The following is a 25,341-nucleotide window of genomic DNA, read 5'->3' on the forward strand; positions in this document are numbered from 1 at the left end:
TATTTATAAAAATGAGAAAAATACTTATTATATTATTATTGATAATGGCTGCCCCTCTTACTGTAATGGGGCAGTCCAGAAAATATATCAGCCAGTTCAGCTTTTTCCAAAGTTACTTTAATCCAGGGCTCACGGGGTATGAGGGAAGTGCTCTCAGGGGCTTTATCAGGAATCGGTGGAGTGGATTTGAAGGGGCACCGAGGACGATGTTCTTCAGTGGGGAGTTGGATTTTGCGGAGATGAAGGGAGCACGAGATCCAAGCCTAACGGGGAAAAATGCCGTTGGGTTAAACCTTCTTTTTGATAAGTATGGTGCATTTGCCGAAACTGGTCTTGTCTTATCCTATGCCAGTAGGGTTCGACTTACGGCCAAACACAATCTACGTCTGGGAGCTGGAGTAAGTTATACCAATATAAAACTGGACGGCACTGCCATGACCGCGGAGCAACAAAATGACGAAGTTCTTGGCAAATATATTGGGGGATTTTCGGATATGCAGATCGTGGACTTCAATATTGGACTGGCTCTTACCCATTCACAATACTACATTTCTTATGCCATGCATCAAGTAAATGGTGGTAGAATATCCAGTGGTGATGATTTCTTGGATGGACGTCCCGTAAATTACATTGTGCAGGCCGGGTACCGGGAAGCTCTAAGCGATAAACTTGCAGTGATTACCAATATCTACTTCAGATCCCAAAATGATCTTTTCAACAATGTGGAGTTTAATGTGAAGGCACTCCTTATGGACAAATTTTGGATCGGAGGTGGCCACCGCGTTGACTATGCCAATAACCTTCAGGTCGGTCTATTGACCAATAGGTTCAGGTTTGGCTATGTATATGAATTTCCTACCAACGGAAGTTACCACTTTCCCGGAAGTACCCAGGAATTTATGTTGGTTTTCAACCTCTTTAGAAAAAATGAGCGCAGGTACGCCGACGAAGTATTGATTTGGTAGTGTTCTTGAGCCCCAAGGCAATGTAAACGGTCTGTTGAGCACCTTGGGGTTTTCCCGTACTTTGAACAATATTCCGTCCATCCATACGATCAATAGACCGAGTCAAGGGAACCGTTCAGCCAGCGGGACATCCCTTTGGCCTACATGGAGCAGATTACATTCTATAGGCCTTCGGCATATTTTTCCTTTTGGGAGTGTGCCCGTGGCGTGGATTGGGATTCGCCCATTGTTCCCTTTTACCATAACCCATTTAGGCCTCCAGCTCTCCATTGGGCACCTTCTCTATAGCACGTTTTTGGAGTTAGTTTAAAAACTGTTTACCGCAGGATTCTCAAAAAATCAGTGCAGATTTTAACCAATCACACTGATTTTTTGAGATTTGTCTTTTTACTGCAAAACCCTCTCTGCGGACTTTCACAGTTTATGAATTACTCCAAAGATCACTCTGTAAATTAGCAAACTGCGAAAATGAGTCCCCATTGTAAATCATAGCACCTATTTATATTATCATTTGACAATAGCTATTATGATTCTTCCTTAAATGTCCCATGTTTCAAGTCAACCTTAAATTGCTGGCCATCAATGGCATTAATCACCAAAAAGGAATCACCTGTTGCATCTACTTCATAAGCGTACGGATTCCCGGTTTCAGTCAACCAATAATAATGCAATTCACCTTTCTTTAGCTTTCTCCGAGGAATGTCCAGTGACTTTCCATTAATGGGGGAATGAACCTGATGGCCGTTTTTATAGATATGAACAATTGGGTTTTCCTTATTGTACCAATTTTCGACGTAGGTAAAGAACTGGCCATCATTGGATAAAATCCCGGTAGCTTTACCCGAATAGGTATATGCTGACTCCCAAAGCAATTTTCGACTATCTTCAATCAGTTCATAAACTTGTATCTTCCAATCATTTTTCCAACCGGGATTCACTTCATTGTCGTCTGCCGGTCGAATGCTTGCCAAATATTTTCCATTTTCTGATATCACTTCAAAAGCGCACCAACATACCTCTTTGGCTTCAAGGAATTGAAAAGAGAGGAATACCACTACAGTCAAAAGCAAATTTTTCATATATGTTATAGTCATAAGACGAGTCAGCTATTTGATGAATAATTTAGCTTAAATTACCTAAGAACAATTGTTTATGCTACTCAAAAAGATTAACAAAGTGTTAAAATCGACAAGATAAAATAACACAAAAAGTCAAGAATAAGTATAAATGGTATTTTTTAGTATATAAAAATCACATTAATCGTATTAAGTTAGATGTTAAAATTGATCACCATTAGCATACATCGTTTATCATTATGAAAAAAGTATATACCATTTCACTACTATTTCTTTTAACTACTCCCATGCTGCAAGCCCAGCACTATAGCCATATGAAAAGTAAAAGTTTTGTCGGCATAGGACTAGGGCTACCTTATGGAGGCATCGGTTTGAAATTTACTTATAATCCGATTAATATGCTGTCAGTATTCGGAGGATTGGGATATAACCTGGGCAATGTTGGAAGCAATGCTGGAATAGAGTTGGAAATCCCTTCCCAAGAACAATCTTCTGCGTATTTTACAGCAATGTATGGATATAATGGAGCAACTAGAGGTGGCGGACACTTTTTGAGCGGAAAGAATTATTACGGTGTTAGTTTTGGAGGAGGAATAAAAATCAACTCAAAAAGAGTTCCCGGAAAGTTTGTCAATATTGGTCTACTGATCCCTCTCCGCTCAGAGGAATTTGAAAGTATTAATAATCGCTTGGACCAAAAGGCCTGGCCAATGCTTATTACGGTTGGATTAAATTTTATGGCCTCGGAGCCATAGTCCCTCCTTTTGGTGCTTTACCTTTATTATCTTTAGCCCTTATCAAACTAAAAATACAATTAGCACCTATTGAGATATCAACAAGTAAATAAAAAAATATATGTGTATCCGCAATGTTGCACGTAACCAAATTCATTACTGTTTTTTCTTTATTCATCTCTCCTACTTTTTATTCAGGTATTGGACTGATTTTCAAAGAGCTTCATGAATGTTTCGCATTTCCATTGATGAAAAAGTCTAGGTATGGAGCATTCTTTAAATTGAGTGATTTGGTATTCCGGTTACAATTTCATTTGGCTTAATTTGGTTTTGTGCCAGTTGCTTAGGGCTGAAAATGAGTGGATCTTGCTCGTCCACTTCGTAAGCTAACTCATTTTCTTAACGCCCCCATCAACTATCCCAAAACCGAATGCTACAAAGGCCAATAAAAGGATTTCATGTAAATATTTCCTTTCTCCAGTGGTACGTGCAAAGTAACGGGTAGTCATTAAAAACAAATGATTATAAGAACAATAAACCTATCTACTTAAACCTAAACTTCAAGTATTTAATCTTCTCCCCCTTTGCGCTGAAAATGGTTTCATAGCGTGTTTTGATACCATGGTGATCATTACGGAATTCCGAAGCGTAAAAATCATGTGTAAAAACCAAGTCCCTGATATCGGCTCTGTTTTGAAGTAATTCTACGGTGTAATCAAACAACCCCGTATTATCCGTCTTAAAATGGATCCAGCCATCATTCTGGATCATCGGTTTGTACATTTCCAAAAATCTAGGGGATGTTAACCGCTTCTTCTCATCCCCATCCCTTGGCCGGGGGTCAGGAAAGGTGATCCACAGTTCACTGATTTCTTTTTCTGCAAAAAAGCGGTCCAGTAGCTCAATTTGCGTCCGCAAAAAGGCCACATTCTTCAAGCCCTCTTCGATGGCTATGGTGCTTCCTTTCCAGATTCTAGCACCCTTTATGTCCACCCCGATAAAGTTCTGCTCAGGATACTCCCTCCCCAGCCCTACGGTAAATTCTCCTCTACCACAAGCCAATTCAACCACAATTGGCTGTTCATTCTTAAACTGTTCCTTTCTCCAATTGCCTTGGATGCGTCCAAAGATATCTTTGCCTTCCTGGACGACATTGCTATTTTCCTCGTTGGCCTTAAATCTCGCCAGCTTATTTCTGCCCATTTTATAAGTTTTCGATTTCAGCGACCACAAAGGTACTGCCTCCGATAAAAATAAGATCGTTTTTTGATGCTTTTTTTAGGGTATCGGCCAAGGCTACATTGACATTCCGAATAACTTCACCTTCGATCCCCTGAGCTGCGGCTTTTTCCTGGAGCTGATCAGCAGGTAGTGCCCTGGGGATATTAGCTTCACAAAAAACGTACTTTGCCGCTTTCGGCAAAAGGCTAAGCACCTTGCCCAGATCCTTATCATTGACCATCCCAAGGATAATATACAGTTGATCATATCGCATAGCTTGGAGCTGCTCCATCAGTAGGCTAATGCCATCTTCGTTATGACCGGTATCACAATAGACCAAAGGCTTCTCACCTAGTTTTTGGAACCTCCCTTTCAATCCGGAAATCTCAGCAGCATGTGCAAGTCCAGATTGGATGCTTTCGGGTCTGATTGCGATCCCTTTATCCCTTAACACTTCTAACACCATAAGGACTCCAGGAAGATTTTTTTCCTGATACTTCCCAAAAAGATCTAATGAATAAACGGACTCTTTATTATTTTTAAAAACTTGATAATCACATGTTTTTAAACCTCTATTTAAACCAATTTGTTGCACTTCAAAAAATTGGTTGGCGAAGAAAATAGGTGCTGCCTTTGCCATTGCCTTGGCTTTGAACACTTCAAAAGTTTCCGGTTGGTTTTGGCTGATGACCACGGGAACTTTTTCCTTAATAATGCCTGCCTTTTCTCCCGCTATTTCGACCAAGGTGGTACCCAAAAACTGAGTATGGTCCATACCGATATTGGTAATCAAACATACCTCAGGAGTAATCACATTGGTGCTGTCCAGTCTACCGCCCATCCCTACTTCGATGACGGCAAAGTCCACTTCCTCCGCTGCGAAATGGGCAAAAGCCAATCCCACCGTCATCTCAAAGAAACTGGGCTTTAGGCTATCGAGAAAATCACGGTATTGGGTTACAAAATCAACCACTTTTTCTTGTGGTATCTCTTTGCCATTTATCTTTATTCTTTCCGTAAAGGATTTTAAGTGTGGAGAAGTGTACAGGCCTACTTTATAGCCAGCTTCTTGAAGAACAGCAGCGATCATATGGGAAGAACTCCCCTTGCCATTGGTGCCGGCTACATGAATGGACCTGAATTGCCTTTGGGGTTGACCAAGGTGTTCGCAGAGCTGAAGGGTATTGCTAAGGTCTTTCTTAAATGCCGCTGCACCAATTCGCTGGAACATCGGCAATGCATTGAACAAGTAGTCCAACGTCTCCTGGTACGTCATCTTATGATTAATCTACTTTGATGATAAAGGTGATTTTTCCTTCCGAATAGTCGGCCGCAGGATTCCCGCTTTTTCGTTTAAAAGTAAGGCCGTTGACTACTCCCCGGTAATAGGTAAGGACCGCATTGGTCACATTATAGGTATCTGGAATGGCCCTGATTACCTTGCCATTGTCATCCACAGTGATTTTAAAAACGATTTTACCATTTCTATTGGAGACCCTGTCCTGAATATTGGGCTTGCTGGCAAAATCCCAGCCGGCCAGATCCAAATTATACCCAGCGCCATTTCCGGCATTGCCCTGTCCGGATTGCATCAATGACCTGCCATCAATGGTGCCTTCAGAATTACCTTGGTCGCCTTTCTGTGTGGAAGTGCCCTCACTACTGCCAGCAGAAGATTGGTTGCTCTTGCCTTTATTGCCTCCAGCACCAAAAATAGCACGCTGGTCAATGGTCGGCTTTTCTTCCACCTTCTCCTCTACTTTCTTTTCCTCCTTTTCGGCAGGTTTGGTCACAGGCTTTGCTTCCTCTTTCGGTTGTTCAGGTTCTTTTACCGCTTCCTTACTTTTCTCACTGCCCTTTAAAGGACTTGTGGTATTGGAACGCGTTTCATAACTGTTCTTCGATTCGGTAGGTTGTGGTTGTGCTTCTGGTTGGGCTACGGGCTGCGCTTCTGGTTGGGCAGGCTCAGGTGTCTCTACGGGTGTACCTGGAGCAGGACTTTCAGTGCTGATCTGCTCACTCTCGGAAGGTGGGGTCTCCGTTTGTTCATTACCGCTTCCCACATCCGTAAAACCAAGATTAAGCTCCAGGCCAAACTGCGCCATCGGTGGCACTGGAGGTCTCCATACCACAATAAAATAAATGCCCACCAATACCAACACATTCACAATGATGGTAATGATCGTTGCCTTCTTTTTGCTGTCCAGCTCCGTACTATGTGCGGTTCCTTCCACTCTTAACTCCTGCTTTATATTTTACCCTTCTTGATACTGATATCTAGCTACTCACACCTTGTCACATCCTCTAGCTTCTATCTTTGCTCCAACACAATCCCAGCTAACCGAGGAATCTTGATGCTCATGTCTTTGCTCTTTCTTCTTTACTCTAATCTTGCTACTTATATGGTCTTGTAGCGATAGACACATTGGCTTCCAGTTTAGCGGCAATCCCACCTATTTCAACTAAATATTCCACCGGTACTTCCTTATCGATATGAAGCACCACTTGTCCATCTTTGCCTTTTAGTAACGAAGTCAATTCATTTTTGATTCCCTCCCGCTCCACGATCTTATCGTTCACGGAATATTTCAGGTCTTTGGTCACCGTTACGGTTACCTCCTGCATCACGATATCAGCTGTTTCACTACTTGGCAAGTTTACCGGTAATCCAGAAGGCGTGATGAAAGAAGAAGTCAGCATAAAAAAGATCAACAACAGAAATATAATATCTGTCATGGATGACATGCTGAATGCCGCTTCCACTTTATGTTTTGATTGTAGTGCCATATGCTTGTTTCTTGTAAAAAAGGTCCACTGTTGACCTTACTTCTTATCCTGTAGCAAATCCATAAACTCCACTGTGGTATATTCCATACTGTGAATAAGCTTGGATACACGCGCCACGAGGTAGTTATATCCCAAATAAGCGATAATCCCCACCACAAGTCCAGAAGCCGTCGTAATCATCGCTTCATAAATTCCCGTGGACAGCAGTTTTGGGGAAACCATTCCTTCTTCTTGGGCTACCCCGATAAACGCCCGGATCATCCCGGCCACTGTACCTAAAAACCCGATCATCGGTGCTGCACCGGAAACGGTCGCCAAGAGGCTCAGGTTTTTCTCCAATTTGTAGATTTCTATTTTACCTACATTTTCGATCGCCACTTCAATGTTTTTTAGCGGACTACCAATTCTTTCCAGTCCTTTTGAGATCATATTGGCCACTGGAGTGTCTTCTTCCTGACATATCATTTTGGCACCACCAATATCCCCTGTCTGCACCATCATCTTCACCTGATCCATCATGCCCTTTGGGGTTTGGGCCGCTTTCTTCAAGGTAATTATACGTTCCACAAAAATATAAATAGCTAAAATGAACAACGCATAAAGCGGAATCATCATGTATCCACCTTTGATCAATAGATCAAAAAGCCCAATACTTTGAGCTGTATTTTCCATGGTATTAAGTGAATCGGCAACCGCTTGACTATCGGTTGATAAAGTCTGTAGTAAGATCATATTAGTATTTAAAAACCCATAAAGTTTCTTCAAAATTCTTTTGCTCTCGCTCAATCATGGCCAAAGCATCATCTACATTATTAAAATCTTCAATGGCCAATTTATAAAACGAAGAACCATAGCCAGGAAGTACAATGTAGGTGTTATATCCTTTTCCGTTTAATCGCTTGGAAAAATCTTTGGCAAGGTCTCCATCAATAAAAGCGCCCACGGTCACAAAATAATGCGGTACATCGCCTTTTTCACTGATTTCCGTAAGCGAAGGAGCCTTGGGAGTTTCCACTGGAGCTGGTGTTTCAGCTTCTTCCACGACAGGTGCTGGCTCTTTTGCCTCCGGCTGAACAGCCACCTGTTCTGGAACTTCCGGCATTTCCGGTGCCTTGAACACAAAATGATATACACCAAAACCTATCAAGCACAACAGTAACAAAATCAGAATGATCCAACCTGCTTTATTGTTTTTCTCGTCCTTTTTCTCATCATCTACTGGTACATATGCAGCTGGAGCCGCTTCAGGTATAGCTGGTGCTTCAGAAGCAGCAGCTTTCGAATCAGGTACAGGTGCTACGGGCTTTTCAGGATTTTCTTTTTTGGTAGGCTCTTTTGGAGAATCTTTCTCGGCTCCACTTCCCGTAGGCACAGGAATCACAGAAGGACGTGAATCAGACTTGTCTTCCTCACTGGATATAGGAGTGATTTCGATTTCAGGCAAGCCAAAATCCTTATCCTCGTCTTTTCTTTTCGATTTTTTTTCCTGGTCCTTGTCTGTCATTCTTCTGCTTTCTTGGTGGTTTAAATTGCTAAACTAAGATAAAACCCTCAATTACTCAATATGGCACTAATGAATAATTACGGAAAATCATTCCATCTCACCAAAACTAAAATTTAAAGGTCACCCCACCAATCCCTTGAATTCCACGGGATTGATAATTCCAATATCGTTCATTTTTCTGATTCAATAAATTATTGCCTTTTGCAAATACCGAAAACCGTTCGGTGATTTTATAATCTATCTTAGCGTTTAGGTCCAGAATGGGGTTTAGGGTATCCTCAGTTCCTGATTCGAGGTTTTTGGCATAAATCCCGCCCATCATATCCAGTCCCGCCTGGATAAGCCATTTTTCATCCGGCGTGAATGTATTATGAACATTGATCTCCCACTCAGGACGCTGCCAAGGACTGGCTGCTACACCAGGATTACTGCTGTCTACATCATCCAGGGTATAATGGTAATAGTTTGCCTCAGCAGTGAGGTGGTAGCGGTCGCTAAAGCTATATCCCAAAGAGCCGGTATAATTCAACACAGAACCGTCATTGTACAATACCTCAAAACGCGTGCTGTCCGACTCTCCATTGGCATAGAAATACATATTGTCATAGTCTCCATAAGCGATGCCCAGCTTGTAGGTGAATGCATCGTTTACACTGCCCTTGATGCCTCCTTCAGCCCTAAACTTCTGCACCGTGTTCAGCAGTCGGTCACTGGGGCCCAAATAGGGGTTTTCCATAGCGAAACTGTAGTACGTATTTCGCTGCACATCACCTATATACTCGCCATACACCGCGAAAGCTTCATGGATATAATAGGCTGCATCGATCTTAGGGAAAATATGAAAATCTCCACTCTTACCATCATACACGTCGTTTTCATTGATAAAATTCACCCCGGCATTCACTTCAAACATGGTGGTTTTGTACCTCACAAAAGGCGTGAGCTTAGCGTAGTTTCTATTGATGTTATTATAATTGACATCAGAAGGTGAGGTCAAAAATGCCGAAATGTCCAATCCCGCCCTAAAACCATCACTGATTCGATAATTACCAAAGCCATTAAAATTAACTTCATGCTCTCGAGCGGAATAATCGTCATTAAAAAGCCTTACACCTATTTTTGCTTCATAATTAAATGGATCGTCCTTTTCAATATTGCGAATACCTCCCTGTCCATATATTGTGCTAAACAATTGCTGGATGCTGTCCGCCATCACTTCAGTTCCTGGTGTATAACCATAAAAATGGTACCGGTCGCGGTCATACCCTACCTCTCCAAAAATTTCCACAAACTCGGTAAAATAGCTGGCGTTCAGCCGAATGTTTGTATGGTCTTCAGCAGAATTCTTCTGGTCTACCGGCCCTTCATAAAATCCCTGATGCCTGAGCATCACGCCATAATTCAGGTAATCACTCTCCAGGTTATTGACATAGAGCTCTGCGAGTGGCGACTGGTAATTTCCATACCCTAACCTTACAAGGCTATGGTGCAGCATTTCGTTACCGGAGGGAAACTGCTTTTGATACGGCTTGATCTCTGATTGACTTGGTGGAAGCGTAAAGAAGAAGTCCCGCGCATCATAACTAAAACTGCTTTTGCTCTCAGGCTGTGGCAGTGCCGGTACCGTTTCAAAATTCCTTGTCCGCTTTGGCAAACTCAATATCCTATCCTTACGAATGATAAACTCTGCGTCGGTTACTTCACCGCGCTCATTTCCCTTTTGGTCTTGGGCATAGACCGAACCAATAGATAAAAATATTGATAAATATGTGACTATAAGTACTTTATTCATGTTTTCTTTAATCAATGCATTAACAAAGTTTATGGTAAGTTTGCTAACTCAGCCTTGGCCTCTTGAATGACTTGTTCGTTTTCTGAATTCTCTATTACTGATTCCAGTGTAGCCTTTGCTTGGAAATTTTCATTGAGCGATTTATAGTTTTTAGCCAGCAGCACGAAGCATTTCCCGTACCAATAATCATAAACCGCATATTTCTCTGAAAAGCCAAAGATCGTTTCATTGGACTGCGTGAAGTTTTCGGCTTTGCGGAAAGCATCTGCCAGCAAGAAAAGCGCCTCTGCCCCTTGAACACTGCCACTCTCATTGACCAAGGCCATCAGTTCATCTTGGGCTTCTGTGGTGTTATTGGTTTTCAGCAGTGACTTGGCCTTTATGAGCTGGGCATTGGCTTTGGCATCAGCCGTTACATCCCCGAGTTCGATCACCTTATTGGCATAGAAATCTGCCGAATCGTATTTGGCCGTCTCATAATAAGCCATCATCAAACCCTTATTGGCTTCGTATTGCTCTATCCTGTCACGGGCGACTTTGGTACTGGTGATGAAATATGGAATAGCTTTTTGGTAGTTCTTTTGTTTAAATTCAATTTCCGCTATCCGCTGTATTGCCTTGGCCTTTTGGCTAGAAGCCCCCATTTTTTCCAAATCGTAAAACGTCTTCAATGCCTCATCCTCTTTCCCCATTCGCAAATAAGCATCTCCGATGAAATACGTTGCCTCGTACTTCTGGGCGGAATTCGGATAATTGCTCAGGTAAGACTGGAAAGCTTGAATGGACTGTTGGTAAGACTGTCCGAAGAACAGGTTTTTGGCCGCTTCATACTCCACGCCCTGAACGCTTTCGTTGCCGGGATTAGAATTTTTATAGTCTGAAAGGTAATTCGAGAATTCTCCTGACCTACCCTGCAGCGTCAATGCCTCCTGAAGGCCGACCAAAGCAGCATTGGCATTTTCAGCATTGGGATATTGGCCCAATATCTTCTTATAGTCATTGATGGTCTGGTCATATTTTTTTAGTGAATAACTTGCGATGGCCCTTCCCTCCAGTGCAAATGGCACAAATGGACTGTTAGCACTTTTGGTGATCAGTTCACTATACCCTTTGCTGGCCTCTGCGTAGTTGGATTCTTCCATATTGATCTGGGCTTTTTGGAAGATGATATCGTCTCTAAAACGGCTATTTGGATAACGGCTGATGGCCCTGTCCAGCTCAGCAACGGCTTCCCTATTTCTGTTTTGGAAGTTGAGTACCACGCCCGCCATGTAGTGGGCATAATCGGAAGAAGGATTGCGCTCGCTGATCGCCATACGGAATGTGCTTAGCGCTGGATCAAATTTCTTTTGAATGTAATAACAATCTCCCAAGCGGATCAAAGCATCATCGTAATAGCTTTGGACATTGGAAACCTTCTTGATTTTATCGGTATATGACTTAAATTGTTTTTCGGCCTTGGCGTATTCCTTGGTGTTAAAATACGCATAGCCCAAGCCATAGTGGCTTTTGATCAATGCAGGATCCAGTGATGTCAAGCGCATGTTCATGACCTGCTCATAGGCTGAAATGGCACCTTTTAAGTCCTCCTTTGCCGCATATGACTCCCCTTTTCGATAAAACGCCTCATGTACGATCCCCTTATCCACTGGATAGATAATGGATTTATCAAAATAGGTAATGGCTTGGTTGTACTGTTTATTACGGTAGTAGGTCAATCCCTGATAATAGGTTACTTTTTGGTATGCAGCCCTGATGGCGGGTGACTTACTGCTCATGCCTTCGATATGCTGGATGGCACGAAGGTAATTATTGGTATTGATGAGGGCATCGCTCAGCAAAGTCTCCACTTCGCCTACATTCTGGCCATTTGGATAGTTGGCCAGATAGCTGTCCATCGCATTGATGGCTTCTTGAAATCCACCCCGCTCTAGGCTCAGTTTAGCATAATTGAACAAGGCCTCCTCTTGAATTGCCGGATCAAAATCACCCTTATATGCAGTACTGAAGCTGGTCACAGCGTATTGGGGATTATTCAGCTGCAGGTAAGCATGTCCAAGATAATAACTGGAAACTTGGCCGAGCTTATCCTTTTCCAGGGCCACTTGCTTAAAGTAATCGGTGGCTTTCTCATATTGACGTACCTTAAACTGGGCCACACCAGCCTTGTACATTTGTTCACGCGTCATATCGCCTTTTCCTGCCTTTGTAGCCGCATCATAGTAGGTGGCGGCATTGGTGAAATCACGCTTCTCAAAATAAGCCTCCGCCATCAGCAGGTAAATCCCCTCTTTACGGTCCAAGTTCCCTCTAGACTGCGATATTGGTGTGGCATAAGCTATCAACTCATCATACTGTTCTTGGCGATAATAAAGCTCAGAAAGCATGTAAGGAACCTTAGACTGGTATTCAGGATAGCGGTCTGCTTGCTTGAAATCAGTAATGGCTTGATCATACTTGCTTTGTTGCAAAGCTACATAGCCACTGTAGTAATAACCATCTCCGGTATACGTGGTCTGCATTTTCTTCACCGGATCGAAGTAGCGCGAGGCATTGGCATAATCCTTAAGTTGGAAATAAGCATATCCCATCTTAAAATACACCTTTGATCGCTGTTCAAGTGAGACCACGTCTACATTGACCAGGTTATATGCTTCTATGGATTTTTTATAGTGGCGCTGATCAAAATAATAATCCCCCATTAGAAAGGCCGCTTCATTTGCCTTGGGGTCATTGGGATAATCGTTAATGATCTTGCCGACCAAGCTCGGCCCATCTGGATTGTCCAATCGCAAGGCCGATACCGCATGGTAAAAGTCCACATCGATACGCTGTGAAGGGCTCAGCTCGGCCGTTTGTAGTTTTTCAAACTCAAGTTTGGAAGAACTGTATTGATGCTTATCAAAAAGTTCATATGCATCATCAATCTGCTTTTCCAGTCCAGTCTGATAAATGCCGGACTGAGCCTGTGCCTGATAAAAAAAACCTGCGGCCACAAACAATAGTAATAGTTTTCTCATGGTAAAATGGTGTACCTTAATGCATCAATTTAAATACGAGTTCCTTGAGGATTTCTGATTCGTTCATACCGTTGGCATCGATACCCTTTGAACGAAGATCAGCTTCCTTTAAGTATCCGATGTTATCAATAACCTTGCCTAAAGGATAGTTTTTGGAAGCAATCATATATTCTTTCATAAAATAAGGATTTACCTTTAGCTTTCCCGCCAGCTCCCTTTCACCTTGGCTCTTATTGGCGTGTACCAATAGCAATCTCGAAAAGTGCAAGTAGAGCAAGGCAATGATCGGTATCAGCGGATTGGATTTTGGGTTTTGGCTAAAATAGTGAATGATTTTATTGGCTTTCAATATATCCCTAAAACTCAGCGCTTTGGTCAGTTCGAAATTATTGTAGTCTTTATTGATCCCGATAAACTGCTGGATGTGGTTACTGTTGATCTGCACCGGCTCACTGAAGTTGATCAGCATCTTATCGATCTCATTGGTCAGTACCTCAAGGTTGTTCCCGATGGATTCGGCAATGATTTGGCAAGCTTTAGGCTCGATGGTAAAGCTCTTGCTCTTCAGATAGGCATCTATCCAAGGGCTGAGCTTGTATTCAGGTACTTTTGCGGATTTCACCAGCACCGCTTTCTTGTCCAGCTCTTTGGCCAATGCCTTTCTGCCATCCAGTAATTTATACTTATGGGCAAATACCAAAATGGTACTCGGCAAAGGATTGGAAAGGTAATTGATCAGCAAATTATCACCGGCCTCTTTGCCCAGATCCGGTAGGTTTTGGGCTTCCTTGACGATGACTACTTGCCGCTCTGCCATCATCGGAAACCTTCGGGCATTGGTCAGTACGGTATTCATCGTGGCATCCTTGCCGTACATTATGATCTGGTTAAAGCCCTTTTCGTGTTCCGGAATGGTATTTTCTTCAATGTAACTGGTAATCTGATCAATAAAATAAGGCTCTTCTCCCTGCAAAAAATAAACGGGAGCATATTTCCCGCTTTTCAATTCCTTTATTACTCCTTCAGGTTGGTTTGGCATATCTCTATATTTCTACTCAAATATAGAAATTATTGGCATTTTGGGAATAATGAAAAGGGATATTCCTTACATTAAATAAGGCGTGTATGTAGCTAAGTTAATAGGTATCGACTTTTTTCATGCCCACAACCCAAAAACAATTTTGCTTGCTATTCGTAAACAGAACTTACCTTTTTGGAATGATTGAATTTTTAAAATCCCATGCATTTATTTGATTCATCGTAATCCTGCTTTGTCAAATTAAGAAAGTGACTTAAAAAGATCTCTTCCCGATGTATCGGGACAGGCTGTTCCTCGGAATGAACAGCGTGTTTTGTCATTCCGACGAAGGAGGAATCTCCTAAAATAACCGACCAAGCAATATTTCCGGGGGATGAGAGATTTCCAGGTGGCTATTGTAAGCATATTTCCCTTTAATTTAGCAATAGGAATGCGTGCTCCAGCATAAAAATCAGCGCAAATCTTATTAATCTGCGCCATCTGCGTGCTATCCGAATCAACCCTAATCCCCCAATTTTTTCACTTGACCCAAAATAACCGTAACATGACAAAGTAGGAGTAACTACTCCTTCCTTTCCATGAAGTCCTTGATGCCCGTATTATTGTTGGTCATTTTCTCAGGATGCTCTATGTTTTTCAAAAACCGAATAGTCATAGAACATGATGAGGTAAAGGCGATAATTCGAAAATTAAAGAAGCTCATCGCTACCTAAACCAATCCATCTTCCATTCATTCCATTTTTTACCAATCCCCATTCTTCAACTTTACAAGATTAAAGCCTCCCCTGCTAAACTTATTCAAACAATGGGCTGTTATAAATATTGTTGCTAATTTTGGCCAAAATTAAAAGCATAAAGAGCGTGAGTGATATCAATCAAGGCATTTCGCTGTACAAAGAAGGGAAATTTGAAGAAGCACTGGGGATTTTCAATCAGTTACTGACCAGCAGTCCAAAACAACCATTGCTTTTGCTACATCGGGGACGTATCCTTTCCAGAATGGGAAAACTGGATGCGGCATTGGAAGATTTTGACCTACTGATACAAGCCGACAATTACAATGCTGATTTTATCAGTGACCGTGCCGTGGTACTCCACCTTCTGAAGCGTAACGAAGAAGCCCTGTCAGAACTGGACCGCGCCCTTAACCTTGACCCCAATAATCCCTACCGGTATTCCAGTAGAGCCTTTTTAAAAGACCGTATCGGCGATTTGGAAGGAGCCATTACTGATTACGACAAAGCCATCGAAATGGATCCGGAAGATGCCATTTCTTATAACAATAAAGGTCTTGTGGAAGAAAAATTAGGTTATAAAGAACGGTCAAAAAAGAGCTTTGATAAAGCCGACAAGCTGGTAGGCTATCAGCCGAAAAGCACCGATGCTCCTGAAGTAAATCCTTCACCTAAACCGGCTGCCGAAACTCCTGAACAACTCAAAAACCAACCCTCCAAGGCTCCTAATGAACTATCCTTTTCCAATTATTGGAAAACCGTAGGAAAGGTTCTTGGCGACAAAAATACACGAGCTGAATTCTTCTCCTTTATCCAATCCAAACTTGGCAAAAAGAATAAATAAAGGTTGAATTAGTGGCTTGGTGACTTAGTGGCCTGTTTTTTTCTGCCACAAAGGCTCGAAGGCACAAAGCGGATTGACAGGAGTTTGTTGTGCAATTGGCACCTTATATTTACAAATAACTTCGTGGCTTGGTGACTTAGTGGCCTGTTTTTTTCTGCCACAATGGCCCGAAGGCACAAAGCGGATTGATAGGAGTTTGCCGTGCAATCGGCACCTTATATTTACAAATAACTTCGTGGCTTGGTGACCTGGTGGCTTGCCTTTTTCTGCCACAAAGGCCCGAAGGCACAAAGTGGATTGATAGGAGTTTGCCGTGCAATCGGCACCTTATATTTACAAATAACTTCGTGGCTTGGTGACTTAGTGGCCTGTTTTTTCTGCCACAAAGGATTGAAGGCACAAAATGGATTGATAGGAGTTTGCCGTGCAATTGGCACCTTATATTTACAAATAACTTCGTGGCTTGGTGACTTAGTGGCCTGTTTTTTCTGCCACAAAGGATTGAAGGCACAAAATGGATTGATAGGAGTTTGCCGTGCAATTGGCACCTTATATTTACAAATAACTTCGTGGCTTGGTGACTTGTCTTTTTCTGCCACAAAGGCCCGAAGGCACAAAGTGGATTGATAGGAGTTTGTCGTGCAATCGGCACCTTATATTTACAAATAACTTCGTGGCTAGGTGACTTGTCTTTTTCTGCCACAAAGGCCCGAAGGCACAAAGTGGATTGATAGGAGTTTGCCGTGCAATCGGCACCTTATATTTACAAATAACTTCGTGGCTTGGTGACTTAGTGGCCTGTTTTTTCTGCCACAAAGGATTGAAGGCACAAAATGGATTGATAGGAGTTTGCCGTGCAATTGGCACCTTATATTTACAAATAACTTCGTGGCTTGGTGACCTGGTGGCTTGCCTTTTTCTGCCACAAAGGCCCGAAGGCACAAAGTGGATTGACAGGAGTTTGTCGTGCAATCGGCACCTTATATTTACAAATAACTTCGTGGCTTGGTGACCTGGTGGCTTGCCTTTTTCTGCCACAAAGGCCCGAAGGCACAAAGTGGATTGACAGGAGTTTGTCGTGCAATCGGCACCTTATATTTACAAATAACTTCGTGGCTTGGTGACCTGGTGGCTTGTCTTTTTCTGCCACAAAGGCCCGAAGGCACAAAGTGGATTGATAGGAGTTTGTCGTGCAATCGGCACCTTATATTTACAAATAACTTCGTGGCTTGGTGACTTAGTGGCCTGCTTTTTTCTGCCACAAAGGCCCGAAGGCACAAAGTGGATTGATAGGAGTTTGCCGTGCAATCGGCACCTTATAATTACAAATAACTTCGTGGCTTGGTGACTTAGTGGCCTGCTTTTTTCTGCCACAAAGGCCCGAAGGCACAAAGTGGATTGATAGGAGTTTGTCGTGCAATCGGCTATTGGCCAGGACACCCACTCACTATTATCGCGGACAGAAGTGCCAGCAGGGATGCTCCGCTAGGAGCATTAGCTTGGTAACTGAAAGGGGAAATAGTGTCCTGACAGTGCCTTAGGTACTGACCACAGGGAAGGAAAGCTTATAATATAGTACGTGGTATTGAGTTAAAAACTCAATGTTCGTGGTTCCGCAGCACAGCTATCGGAACAACAGGGGTCAGACAGTCTTTCCTATAAGCAATGGCAGCATCGTTCAAAATGATCTTCGACTCCATTAACGTGATCTGTCATCCTGACGTTAGGAAGTATCTCATAAATAACCGTAACATGACAAAGCAGGGCGAATATCTCCCACCTAATATCCGCTGTCTTGCTACTATCTTCACACCTTCTTGATTACCCAAAGTGGTTTATTGATGAAATAGGACATTTTCTTGGAGAGGTTCTTGGTAAAAAGTTGATCAAACCAGCTCTTTTTCTTGCTGAGCGTGACGAGGATATCCCCTTTGGCAGTCAAAAGATAATTTTCAAGTCCCAAACCGACTTCATCCCTAAACGTTTTTAATACATAACTGGTCTTTTCATACCGGATAAAAGGCTTGATCTCTTCTACCATGGTTTGGTGCAGGGCTTTGTCTATTGCTTTTACACGTGTTCCTACATGGACAATGTCGATTTCACTGTCATAAAAATGGGCCATCTCCACCACTTTTTGGACGGCTAGCTTATCCTCTTCCAAATAGTCAGAAGCATAGACGAATTTACGAGGAGGCTTAAAAAACACTTTACGTGGTACGATAAGCACATCATTCTCTGCATTTTCAACGACATTGCTGGACTTCGTTCCTATAAAATTAGTCTTGATATCATTAACTCCTTCTGTGCCCATGACGATAAGGTCAACACTGTTGGTTTTGGCATAACCTACAATGGTGTCGACCGTTTCTCCTTCTTTCAAAACAGACACACAAGAACGCAGCCCATTATCTTTGCTCTCCAATAACACCTCCGCTACCAGGCTATTCATTTTTTTCTGGACAAAATCCAACGCCTCACTCTTCGGCTCCTTAAACAACTTCTTGTAATCTTCCATATTTGGCACATGGAAAAGGACCAGCTCTGCTTTGAATTTCTCCCCCAGCTTGGCAGCATATTCAAGCGCGTTCAGCGAACATTCCGAAAAATCGGTCGGGCATAAAATCTTAAAAGTACTCATGTCTGTTCAAATTTTATTTAATATCCTTTCTTTCTATCTATTTGATTTATAAGCGGATGCCCTTTTTCCAGATTCCAGAAATTTTCGATGATTTGGGGAGCCGCAGCATCTGGATTGGTAATACTTGCTATATGAGGGGTAATGGTGAGCCTCTCTTGTTGCCAAAACGGATGATCTTCTGGCAAGGGCTCTTGGCGAAACACATCCAGCATGGCACCACTCAAAATACCTTCCTCCAAAGCGGTAATCAAATCCTCTTCTACCAAATGCTTCCCCCTCGCCACATTGATCAGATAGGTTCCCTTGGTGCACTTCCTGAACAAATCCAAGTTCAAAAAACCATCCGTACTTTGTGTCAATGGCAATAGGCACACCAACACGTTGCATTTTGACAAAAACTCCTCAAGCTGATTTCCATAATAATAAGGATGTCTAAAGTCTGATTTTGGGCTGTTTCCATATCCATATACTTCCATACCCATATATGATAATTTGTCCAGCACATCACCTCCCAGCTCTCCTACTCCCAATACGCCAACACTCACTGGGATTTCGGGATTGCTCATGTCCCATTTTCGTTCTTTTTTATCCGCTTGGTATCGCCTAATCTGACGGTGAAAGTCCAATACGCCCATTACCACATAATTGGTCATGGAAAAGGTCAATCGCGAATCTACAATCCTCGTAATCGGGATATCCTCAGGAATGGTATCATCGCCAAGTATATGGTCCACTCCCGCCCCCATGGAGCAAATTAGCCTTAGGTTAGGAAGGGACTGCAGGGATCCTTTTGGATGCTGCCAAACCATGGCGGCAGTTACCTTCTTCGGGTGTTTGATATCCGGATAGATTTCCAAAGGTATGTCTGCTGCCTCCTTTCTGAAAATCTCCAACCAAGGAGTAATGTCTCTGTTAGGTGATATTATCGCTAAACTCATTTATTTCTTACTTACGTATGGATTATTCTTGATGTAAAACCTCCAAGGGAGTTTGGCATCTTCCCCTGCATAATCTACTCCTATCCTTGTACTAACATTAATTTCAAAATTAACGTTATTCATTTCACATACAATGCCGATTATACCATTTTTTTGATATAAGATCACATCATTGTGCAAAGTGCTGATTCCCAAGGCTTGTGCAGCCTTACCGGGGCCATTGGTCAGTTGGATATCCGTTTTTACTTTTCTGCGCTTTCGCATTACTTCCTTTCCTTCCAAGGGCTCAACAGCCCTTATAAGGACGGCTTTGGGGATTCCCTCTCCTTGAGTTACGATGTTAAACAGGTGATGGATGCCATAGCAAAGATAAACGTAACTTCTTCCTCCTTCGCTGAACATTACTTCCGTTCTTCTCGTTATCTTGTTCGGAAATGCATGACATGCCTTATCTATGGTGCCATCATAGGCTTCTGTTTCGATGATCCGGGCTGTAGTGTATTCACCGTTTATTTGTGTTACGATTATTTTTCCTAAAAGATGCCGCGCTATTTCTGTTACATCATCTTTCAAAAAGAACTCCTTGGGAAGAATATCAACATCGTTTATGATCATTTACAGCACATTTTAAATATAAATAATAAAAACCTCATATAATTACTATTAAAATTAACGTATTAAATCTATGAAGCTTATCGCAACTCCGTTTCTTTTACTTTTGGTGCTCTTTTCATTTGGGATGGCAAAGGCACAGCAAATCCAAATGCCACAGGCAAGTCCTGCCGCAGCTATCAGTCAAAAAATAGGGCTCACTGACGTAAAACTGGAATACAGCAGGCCTAGCGTCAAAGGCCGTAAAATCTTCGGCACCCTGGTTCCTTACGGTGAAGTGTGGCGGACCGGCGCAAACGCAAGCACCAAAATAACCTTCAGCACTCCTGTGACCGTGGAAGGCAATGAAGTGGCTGCTGGAACCTATGCACTTTATGCCATTCCCAATAAAAAGGAATGGACATTTATTTTGTCAGACAACCTGGAGCTTTGGGGCGCAATAGGCTACACTCCTGAAAGTGACGTATTAAGGTTTACTGTCCCATCCACAAAAAGCAAGGATGAGTACGAAACCATGGAGCTGAGCTTTAATAACATGACCGATACCGGTGCTACACTTAACCTTCACTGGGAAAAAACTGCTGCAGGTTTCCGCATTGAAACCAAGGTGGATCAAATCGTGATGGATCAAATCCAGCAAATGGTCATAGATACCAAAACGGACAACCCTGGACTATTATATCAAGCAGCTTCTTATTACTATACCAGTGACAAGGAAATGGAACAGGCACATAAATGGATAGAACAGTCTGTAGCCACAGATCCAAAATACTGGACAGTTCACCTCAAAGCCAAAATCGAGGATAAACTGGGCCTCACAGAAGAAGCCATCCAAAGTGCCGAAATGTCCAAACAGTTGGCCGATGAAGCAAAAAACATTGATTATGTCAACCTCAATGACCGATTGATCAAGGCATTGCAATAAGGAATCGGAAGATGGAAGATTTGAAAATTGAAATATTACTTTTCATATCCCCATCAGCAATTTTTGTTAATTGGGACACATTATAGTACTTTATTCTGAAACAACCGTCATCACTTTACTCGTGATAACGGTTGTTTTTACAAACATCAAGCCTTCTCCCCCTTCACCAATTGAAATACAGCAGAAAGGGCCATCACCAGTAGGCAGCCGATGGCATTGTACCAGAGGTAACCTATATCGATGTGGATTCCGAACAGCTCACTACCATTTTTCCAGTGGATCAATAAAATCACTGCTTCAGTCACTAGTGCAGCAATAAATACGGCATTTCCCCTTACCCATTTCATATAAAACCCTACCAAAAATATCCCCAAAATGGTTCCATAAAACAGTGAACCCAACAGGTTTACGGCCTGGATCAAGTTTTCAAACAGTGTCGCATAGGTGGCAAATAGAATAGCAAAAACACCCCAAAGAGCTGTCAGTAGCTTTGAAGACCGTGTATAGTGTTGTCCTGATTTTCCTTTGTTGATCGAGCGTTTATAGATGTCCACCGAGGAGGTTGCTCCAAGTGCGTTAAGCTCTGAAGCAGTGCTGGACATCGCAGCACTGAAAATAACGGCAAACAACAGTCCCACTACGCCTTTTGGCAGATAATCCATCACAAAACGCATAAACACATAGTCCGTATCTCGCGTCTCTGCATTAGGATCATTCTTGGTAATCAAGTCTTTGACGCCTGTGCGGATTTCTTCCTGTTCCTGCTGTTTTTCGGAAATTTCTTGCTGCAGTTGGTCTACTTCTGCCGTCTTTCCTTCATTTTGGGCGGCAATCAATGATTTGATGGCCGTATTTTTTTCTTCAAAAACTTCATCATAAGCACCTTGGAGCTGTTGAAATTCGGCATTGTAGTCACTTTCAACCAGCTTTTCGGTTTGTACCTTATTAAAGAAAATAGGCGGCTGATAAAATTGGTAAAAGACAAATACCAATACTCCGATAAACAGAATAACAAACTGCATGGGCACCTTCAAAAACCCATTCATGATCAATCCCATCCGGCTTTCCCGCAGTGAACGTCCGTTCAAATAGCGCTGGACTTGGGACTGATCCGTACCAAAATAGGACAAAAACAAAAATAGGGCACCCGTAATACCAGACCAAAAATTATACCGGTCCCCAAGGTCAAAGTCAAAATTGACAATATTCAGTTTTCCCATCTTTCCAGCCACATGCATGGCGTCATTTAAGGAAACTGGTAACATATTATAAACCAAAATCCCCGCAAGGATCATCCCTCCCATCATCACAGTCATTTGCTGCTTTTGGGTAATGGAAACGGCCTTGGTGCCACCCGTAACGGTATATAAGATCACGATCAAGCCAATGAAGATATTGGTAAAGGTCAGGTTCCAATTGAGCAAAGTACTTAGGATAATGGCTGGCCCATAGATAGTGATCCCAGCAGCCAATCCACGCTGGATCAAAAACAAAAATGCAGCCAGCGTCCTTGTCTTCAAATCAAACCTAGACTCCAAAAACTCATAGGCCGTATAGATCTTCAGCTTATAATAAATGGGAATAAAGGTTACCGAAAGGATAATCATGGCTATGGGCAATCCAAAATAAAACTGGATAAAGCGCATACCATCTTGATAAGCCTGTCCGGGCGTACTCAGAAAAGTGATAGCCGAAGCCTGTGTGGCCATAATGGACAATCCTATCGTCCACCATCCCATTTCACTTCCACCTTTCAGGTAGCTGTCCATGTCCTTTGGACCATAGGTTTTATAAATCCCATAACCTATGATGGCTATCAAAGTACCAAAAAGTACTATCCAGTCAATATAACTCATGAGTAATAGCGTGTTATGGCATAAAACACCCCTATTAATCCCGCCAGTACCAAAATTAGCAAGAAATAAAGTCTTTTCCAGTTGACGGACGGCTCACTCATGGTCTTGTTCGATTAAGTTCACAAATAATTTAATAGCACCTGGCACTCCTGCAGGCAGTAGCCTGAACCAAGATATTCCAGAATAGGTGTACGTTCCCTTTCCATAATTGGCCAACAACAAACTTCCCTCGCTGGGCGACTCTTCGGGATCATGCATGGACAATGGCGTCACATAATGCTCATCCCAATTTTCCGTAAAGTAAAGTCCCCTTTCCTGGATCCACCCATCAAAATCTTCCAAAGTAATGGCGTTCGGGCCTTTAAGTACTGGATGTGCCTCAAAGTCCGCCTCAACAGGTGCATTCTCTACAGCAACCCTTTTTCGTGTAATGTCAAAGGGATACGGCCCCAGTCTATCCGTCTTGAGAGAAGCAGTCGTATTGTATTGGACAATGAGATTACCGCCATCTTCTACATATTTCATCAATTGGTCAAACTGATCCACCACCTGCTGGTTGACATTAAATGCCCTGATGCCGACGATGACGGTTGAGAATTGCCCTAAACGATCTGCATCCAAGCTGCCATTTTCCAATTCCGTCACTGCATACCCTAAATTGCGCAATACCTCAGGTACATCGTCACCAGCACCTGGAATATAGCCAATATTCTGGGCTGTGGTCTTTAGGTTAAGTTTGATCAAGTCAAAAGTGGCCTTGGGGAAGTACGTCAGTGCTGGAATATGCTTGTAATCAATCCGTTTTACACCCTCTTCATAGATCTTCCCATCAGTGGTAAGGTACTGGGCTGTCACCACTGTTTTTCCTATTTTGGTATCTCCATTGACGCTAAGGTGATAGATTTTTTCCTTTTTAGCTTCATCTATGGTAGTTTCCAACACCTTGTAATTTTCCTCTTTGAGTCCTTTAAGCATTAAATCTCCCGGAAGAATGCGGGTTCCAAAAGATACCTTTATTAAGAACTCAGAAGGTTTGTCCGACAGGACATACACCTGATCATGATCGATGGACACCTGCACAGGCGGCAGCAACACGAACGGCTGGTTTACTTCCCCGTCCACAGGGTCATTGTACTTATATTTCAAGGGAACCTTAATGGTAAATTCCTCCCCCTCAAGATGGAATGTAAACTGTCCGCTGACGGTAGGATCATTAAAAGCCTTGCCGATTTTTTCTTGGTCGCTTACTTGATAAAGGTTGTTTTGAGGACTGTTTTTAATCCAATATGGCTGGGAAACGGACATGGTTGGTGCGAACTCCATTGCGATTCCATCCCTTAAGACGGCATTGTCCTTGATCTCTTTGTTAAAAGAATGGCTGCTGCCCATCACAGTAAAATCCTGAACCTGTATCCCAACTGAAGAAGGGTTGTTGATCACAAGAGTTGCTTCTACCCTCTCGCCCACATAGGCTTCTTGGCGGGCTGCGGTAAATTCAACCTTCAATCCCAGCAACTCCATGATCAGTTCATCGATGCACTGTTGCTTTTCCCTCACCCACTTTTCGGGGGAATCCAATTCATCCAGTAATTGCTTAACCGCTAAAAAGCGGGATAAATTATTCTCAAGCTGGGCAAAATCAAACTGGTCAACAGACTCATCCAGGGCGTCTTGTATAGCAGCACCGTTGGGAACACCATCCCATCGGTTATTGACACCTTCAAAAGGAGATTCTTCAAAACGAGCCCCATCTACCAATTCGATAAAATCCACCGCCCCTCCTAATGGAGCTGTGGATCCAAAACCCTGTGATTTGTGCATCGTCCTACTATCAGCGGCAATCTGCGCATAGGTTACGCCCAATAGATCATCGTATTCACCGGTTTCGAAAGCATGATATAGTTTTCCTTCTTCAGGCTGATATGGAGCCCTCCAATTATAAGCATTCCAAAACACACGCTTTGCCTGCCAGGGATCCACCATATCCAGCTGATCGGGAAAAACCTGTGGATCTGCCGCGGCCTTAAAGGCTTCCAATGAAAGAATAGCGGATGTGGTATGATGGCCATGGGTGACGCCTGGAATGGTATTGAACCTATTGATGATAATGTCCGGCTGAAAATTCCTGATCACCCAGACCACATCTGCCAAGAGCTTTTTCTTATCCCAATTATTGAGGGTTTCTTCCGGGTTTTTACTGTAACCGAAATCAATGGCCCTGGAAAAAAACTGCTGTCCTCCATCTGTCTCACGCGCCTTTAGCAGCTCCTGTGTCCTGATCATGCCTAATTCGACGCCAAGCTCCTTTCCAATGAGGTTCTGCCCCCCGTCTCCTCGGGTAAGGGAAAGGTAACCAACCTCCGCATGTGTGTGGTTGCCCAAATAGGCAATCAACCGCGTGTTCTCATCATCAGGATGAGCAGCTATATACAGCACTCTCTTCGTCTCCCTCAGCTTAAGTAGTTGGTGATAGATGGTAGAAGATGGATACCTGGGGCGTTCATAGCTCCAGGAAGTACCATTTAGAATTAGAAAAAATAGGATAAAAAGAGACAGGTGTTTAAGCTTCATAGATATGGTGTTAATTACCGAAAACTAAGGGAATCAATCTGAACTTCAAATCATTTTTATACTAATGGTAGGTCAACGAATT

Annotated in this window: 20 protein-coding genes; 4 read left to right on the plus strand and 16 right to left on the minus strand. The window is 42.7% G+C overall.

From position 1 onward, the window contains the following. Positions 1-11: 11 nt before the first annotated feature. Positions 12-965, plus strand: coding sequence for a PorP/SprF family type IX secretion system membrane protein (locus FKX85_RS16030; protein ID WP_141615700.1), 954 nt, complete (start codon positions 12-14; stop codon positions 963-965). Positions 966-1,489: 524 nt separating this feature from the next. Here the strand turns inward: FKX85_RS16030 and FKX85_RS16035 are convergent. Further along, positions 1,490-2,044: a hypothetical protein gene (locus FKX85_RS16035; RefSeq protein WP_141615701.1), complete on the minus strand. Its 555-nt coding sequence runs from the start codon at positions 2,042-2,044 to the stop codon at positions 1,490-1,492. Positions 2,045-2,280: 236 nt separating this feature from the next. On the opposite strand from FKX85_RS16035, the gene FKX85_RS16040 reads away from it, so the two are divergent. Continuing rightward, complete coding sequence (locus FKX85_RS16040) at positions 2,281-2,796, plus strand: hypothetical protein (RefSeq protein WP_141615702.1); 516 nt, start codon at positions 2,281-2,283, stop codon at positions 2,794-2,796. 522 nt (positions 2,797-3,318) lie between these two features. On the opposite strand, the gene trmB is transcribed toward FKX85_RS16040, so the two are convergent. The 9 genes from trmB to holA form a co-directional block, all read right to left on the minus strand. Then, positions 3,319-3,978 carry a tRNA (guanosine(46)-N7)-methyltransferase TrmB gene (trmB, locus tag FKX85_RS16045; RefSeq protein ID WP_141615703.1) on the minus strand — a complete coding sequence of 220 codons (660 nt, stop codon included), beginning with the start codon at positions 3,976-3,978 and terminating at the stop codon, positions 3,319-3,321. Position 3,979: 1 nt separating this feature from the next. After that, positions 3,980-5,272 carry a bifunctional folylpolyglutamate synthase/dihydrofolate synthase gene (locus tag FKX85_RS16050; protein WP_141615704.1) on the minus strand — a complete coding sequence of 431 codons (1,293 nt, stop codon included), beginning with the start codon at positions 5,270-5,272 and terminating at the stop codon, positions 3,980-3,982. Positions 5,273-5,279: 7 nt separating this feature from the next. Continuing rightward, entirely contained in the window at positions 5,280-6,230 is a 951-nt protein-coding gene (locus tag FKX85_RS16055) for an energy transducer TonB (protein WP_141615705.1), read from the minus strand. Positions 6,231-6,390: 160 nt separating this feature from the next. Continuing rightward, the gene (locus tag FKX85_RS16060) at positions 6,391-6,783 is read right to left on the minus strand and encodes an ExbD/TolR family protein (RefSeq protein ID WP_141615706.1); all 393 of its coding nucleotides are present in this window, start codon (positions 6,781-6,783) and stop codon (positions 6,391-6,393) included. A gap of 36 nt (positions 6,784-6,819) precedes the next feature. Continuing rightward, positions 6,820-7,515 carry a MotA/TolQ/ExbB proton channel family protein gene (locus FKX85_RS16065; protein ID WP_141615707.1) on the minus strand — a complete coding sequence of 232 codons (696 nt, stop codon included), beginning with the start codon at positions 7,513-7,515 and terminating at the stop codon, positions 6,820-6,822. A gap of 1 nt (position 7,516) precedes the next feature. After that, entirely contained in the window at positions 7,517-8,287 is a 771-nt protein-coding gene (locus tag FKX85_RS16070; RefSeq protein ID WP_141615708.1) for an SPOR domain-containing protein, read from the minus strand. A gap of 106 nt (positions 8,288-8,393) precedes the next feature. Beyond that, entirely contained in the window at positions 8,394-10,079 is a 1,686-nt protein-coding gene (locus tag FKX85_RS16075) for a TonB-dependent receptor (protein ID WP_141615709.1), read from the minus strand. A 29-nt stretch (positions 10,080-10,108) separates the two neighbouring features. Continuing rightward, positions 10,109-13,099 (minus strand): tetratricopeptide repeat protein, encoded by a 2,991-nt coding sequence (locus FKX85_RS16080; RefSeq protein ID WP_141615710.1) that lies wholly within the window; start codon positions 13,097-13,099, stop codon positions 10,109-10,111. Positions 13,100-13,115: 16 nt separating this feature from the next. Further along, positions 13,116-14,138, minus strand: coding sequence for a DNA polymerase III subunit delta (holA, locus tag FKX85_RS16085; RefSeq protein WP_141615711.1), 1,023 nt, complete (start codon positions 14,136-14,138; stop codon positions 13,116-13,118). Between the two features lie 861 nt (positions 14,139-14,999). Here holA and FKX85_RS16090 point away from each other — a divergent pair. Continuing rightward, positions 15,000-15,716, plus strand: a complete 717-nt coding sequence (locus FKX85_RS16090) for a tetratricopeptide repeat protein (protein ID WP_141615712.1) — start codon at positions 15,000-15,002, stop codon at positions 15,714-15,716. Between the two features lie 221 nt (positions 15,717-15,937). Here FKX85_RS16090 and FKX85_RS16095 read toward each other — a convergent pair whose 3' ends face one another. The 4 genes from FKX85_RS16095 to FKX85_RS16110 all read right to left on the minus strand — a co-directional run bounded on the left by FKX85_RS16095 (position 15,938) and on the right by FKX85_RS16110 (position 19,910). Next, positions 15,938-16,315 carry a hypothetical protein gene (locus tag FKX85_RS16095; protein ID WP_141615713.1) on the minus strand — a complete coding sequence of 126 codons (378 nt, stop codon included), beginning with the start codon at positions 16,313-16,315 and terminating at the stop codon, positions 15,938-15,940. 1,208 nt (positions 16,316-17,523) lie between these two features. After that, positions 17,524-18,357, minus strand: a complete 834-nt coding sequence (locus FKX85_RS16100; RefSeq protein WP_141615714.1) for a universal stress protein — start codon at positions 18,355-18,357, stop codon at positions 17,524-17,526. Between the two features lie 17 nt (positions 18,358-18,374). After that, positions 18,375-19,295, minus strand: a complete 921-nt coding sequence (locus FKX85_RS16105) for a 2-hydroxyacid dehydrogenase (protein WP_141615715.1) — start codon at positions 19,293-19,295, stop codon at positions 18,375-18,377. Further along, complete coding sequence (locus tag FKX85_RS16110) at positions 19,296-19,910, minus strand: DNA-3-methyladenine glycosylase (RefSeq protein WP_141615716.1); 615 nt, start codon at positions 19,908-19,910, stop codon at positions 19,296-19,298. A gap of 70 nt (positions 19,911-19,980) precedes the next feature. On the opposite strand from FKX85_RS16110, the gene FKX85_RS16115 reads away from it, so the two are divergent. Then, the gene (locus tag FKX85_RS16115; protein ID WP_141615717.1) at positions 19,981-20,832 is read left to right on the plus strand and encodes a DUF2911 domain-containing protein; all 852 of its coding nucleotides are present in this window, start codon (positions 19,981-19,983) and stop codon (positions 20,830-20,832) included. Positions 20,833-20,978: 146 nt separating this feature from the next. Here the strand turns inward: FKX85_RS16115 and FKX85_RS16120 are convergent, their stop codons facing one another. Beyond that, on the minus strand, positions 20,979-22,688 hold the full coding sequence (locus FKX85_RS16120) for a sodium:solute symporter (protein WP_141615718.1): 1,710 nt from the start codon (positions 22,686-22,688) through the stop codon (positions 20,979-20,981). 93 nt (positions 22,689-22,781) lie between these two features. Then, entirely contained in the window at positions 22,782-25,259 is a 2,478-nt protein-coding gene (locus FKX85_RS16125; RefSeq protein WP_141615719.1) for a PIG-L family deacetylase, read from the minus strand. Between the last annotated feature and the right edge of the window lie 82 nt (positions 25,260-25,341).

Source organism: Echinicola soli, from assembly GCF_006575665.1.
Lineage (GTDB): Bacteria > Bacteroidota > Bacteroidia > Cytophagales > Cyclobacteriaceae > Echinicola > Echinicola soli.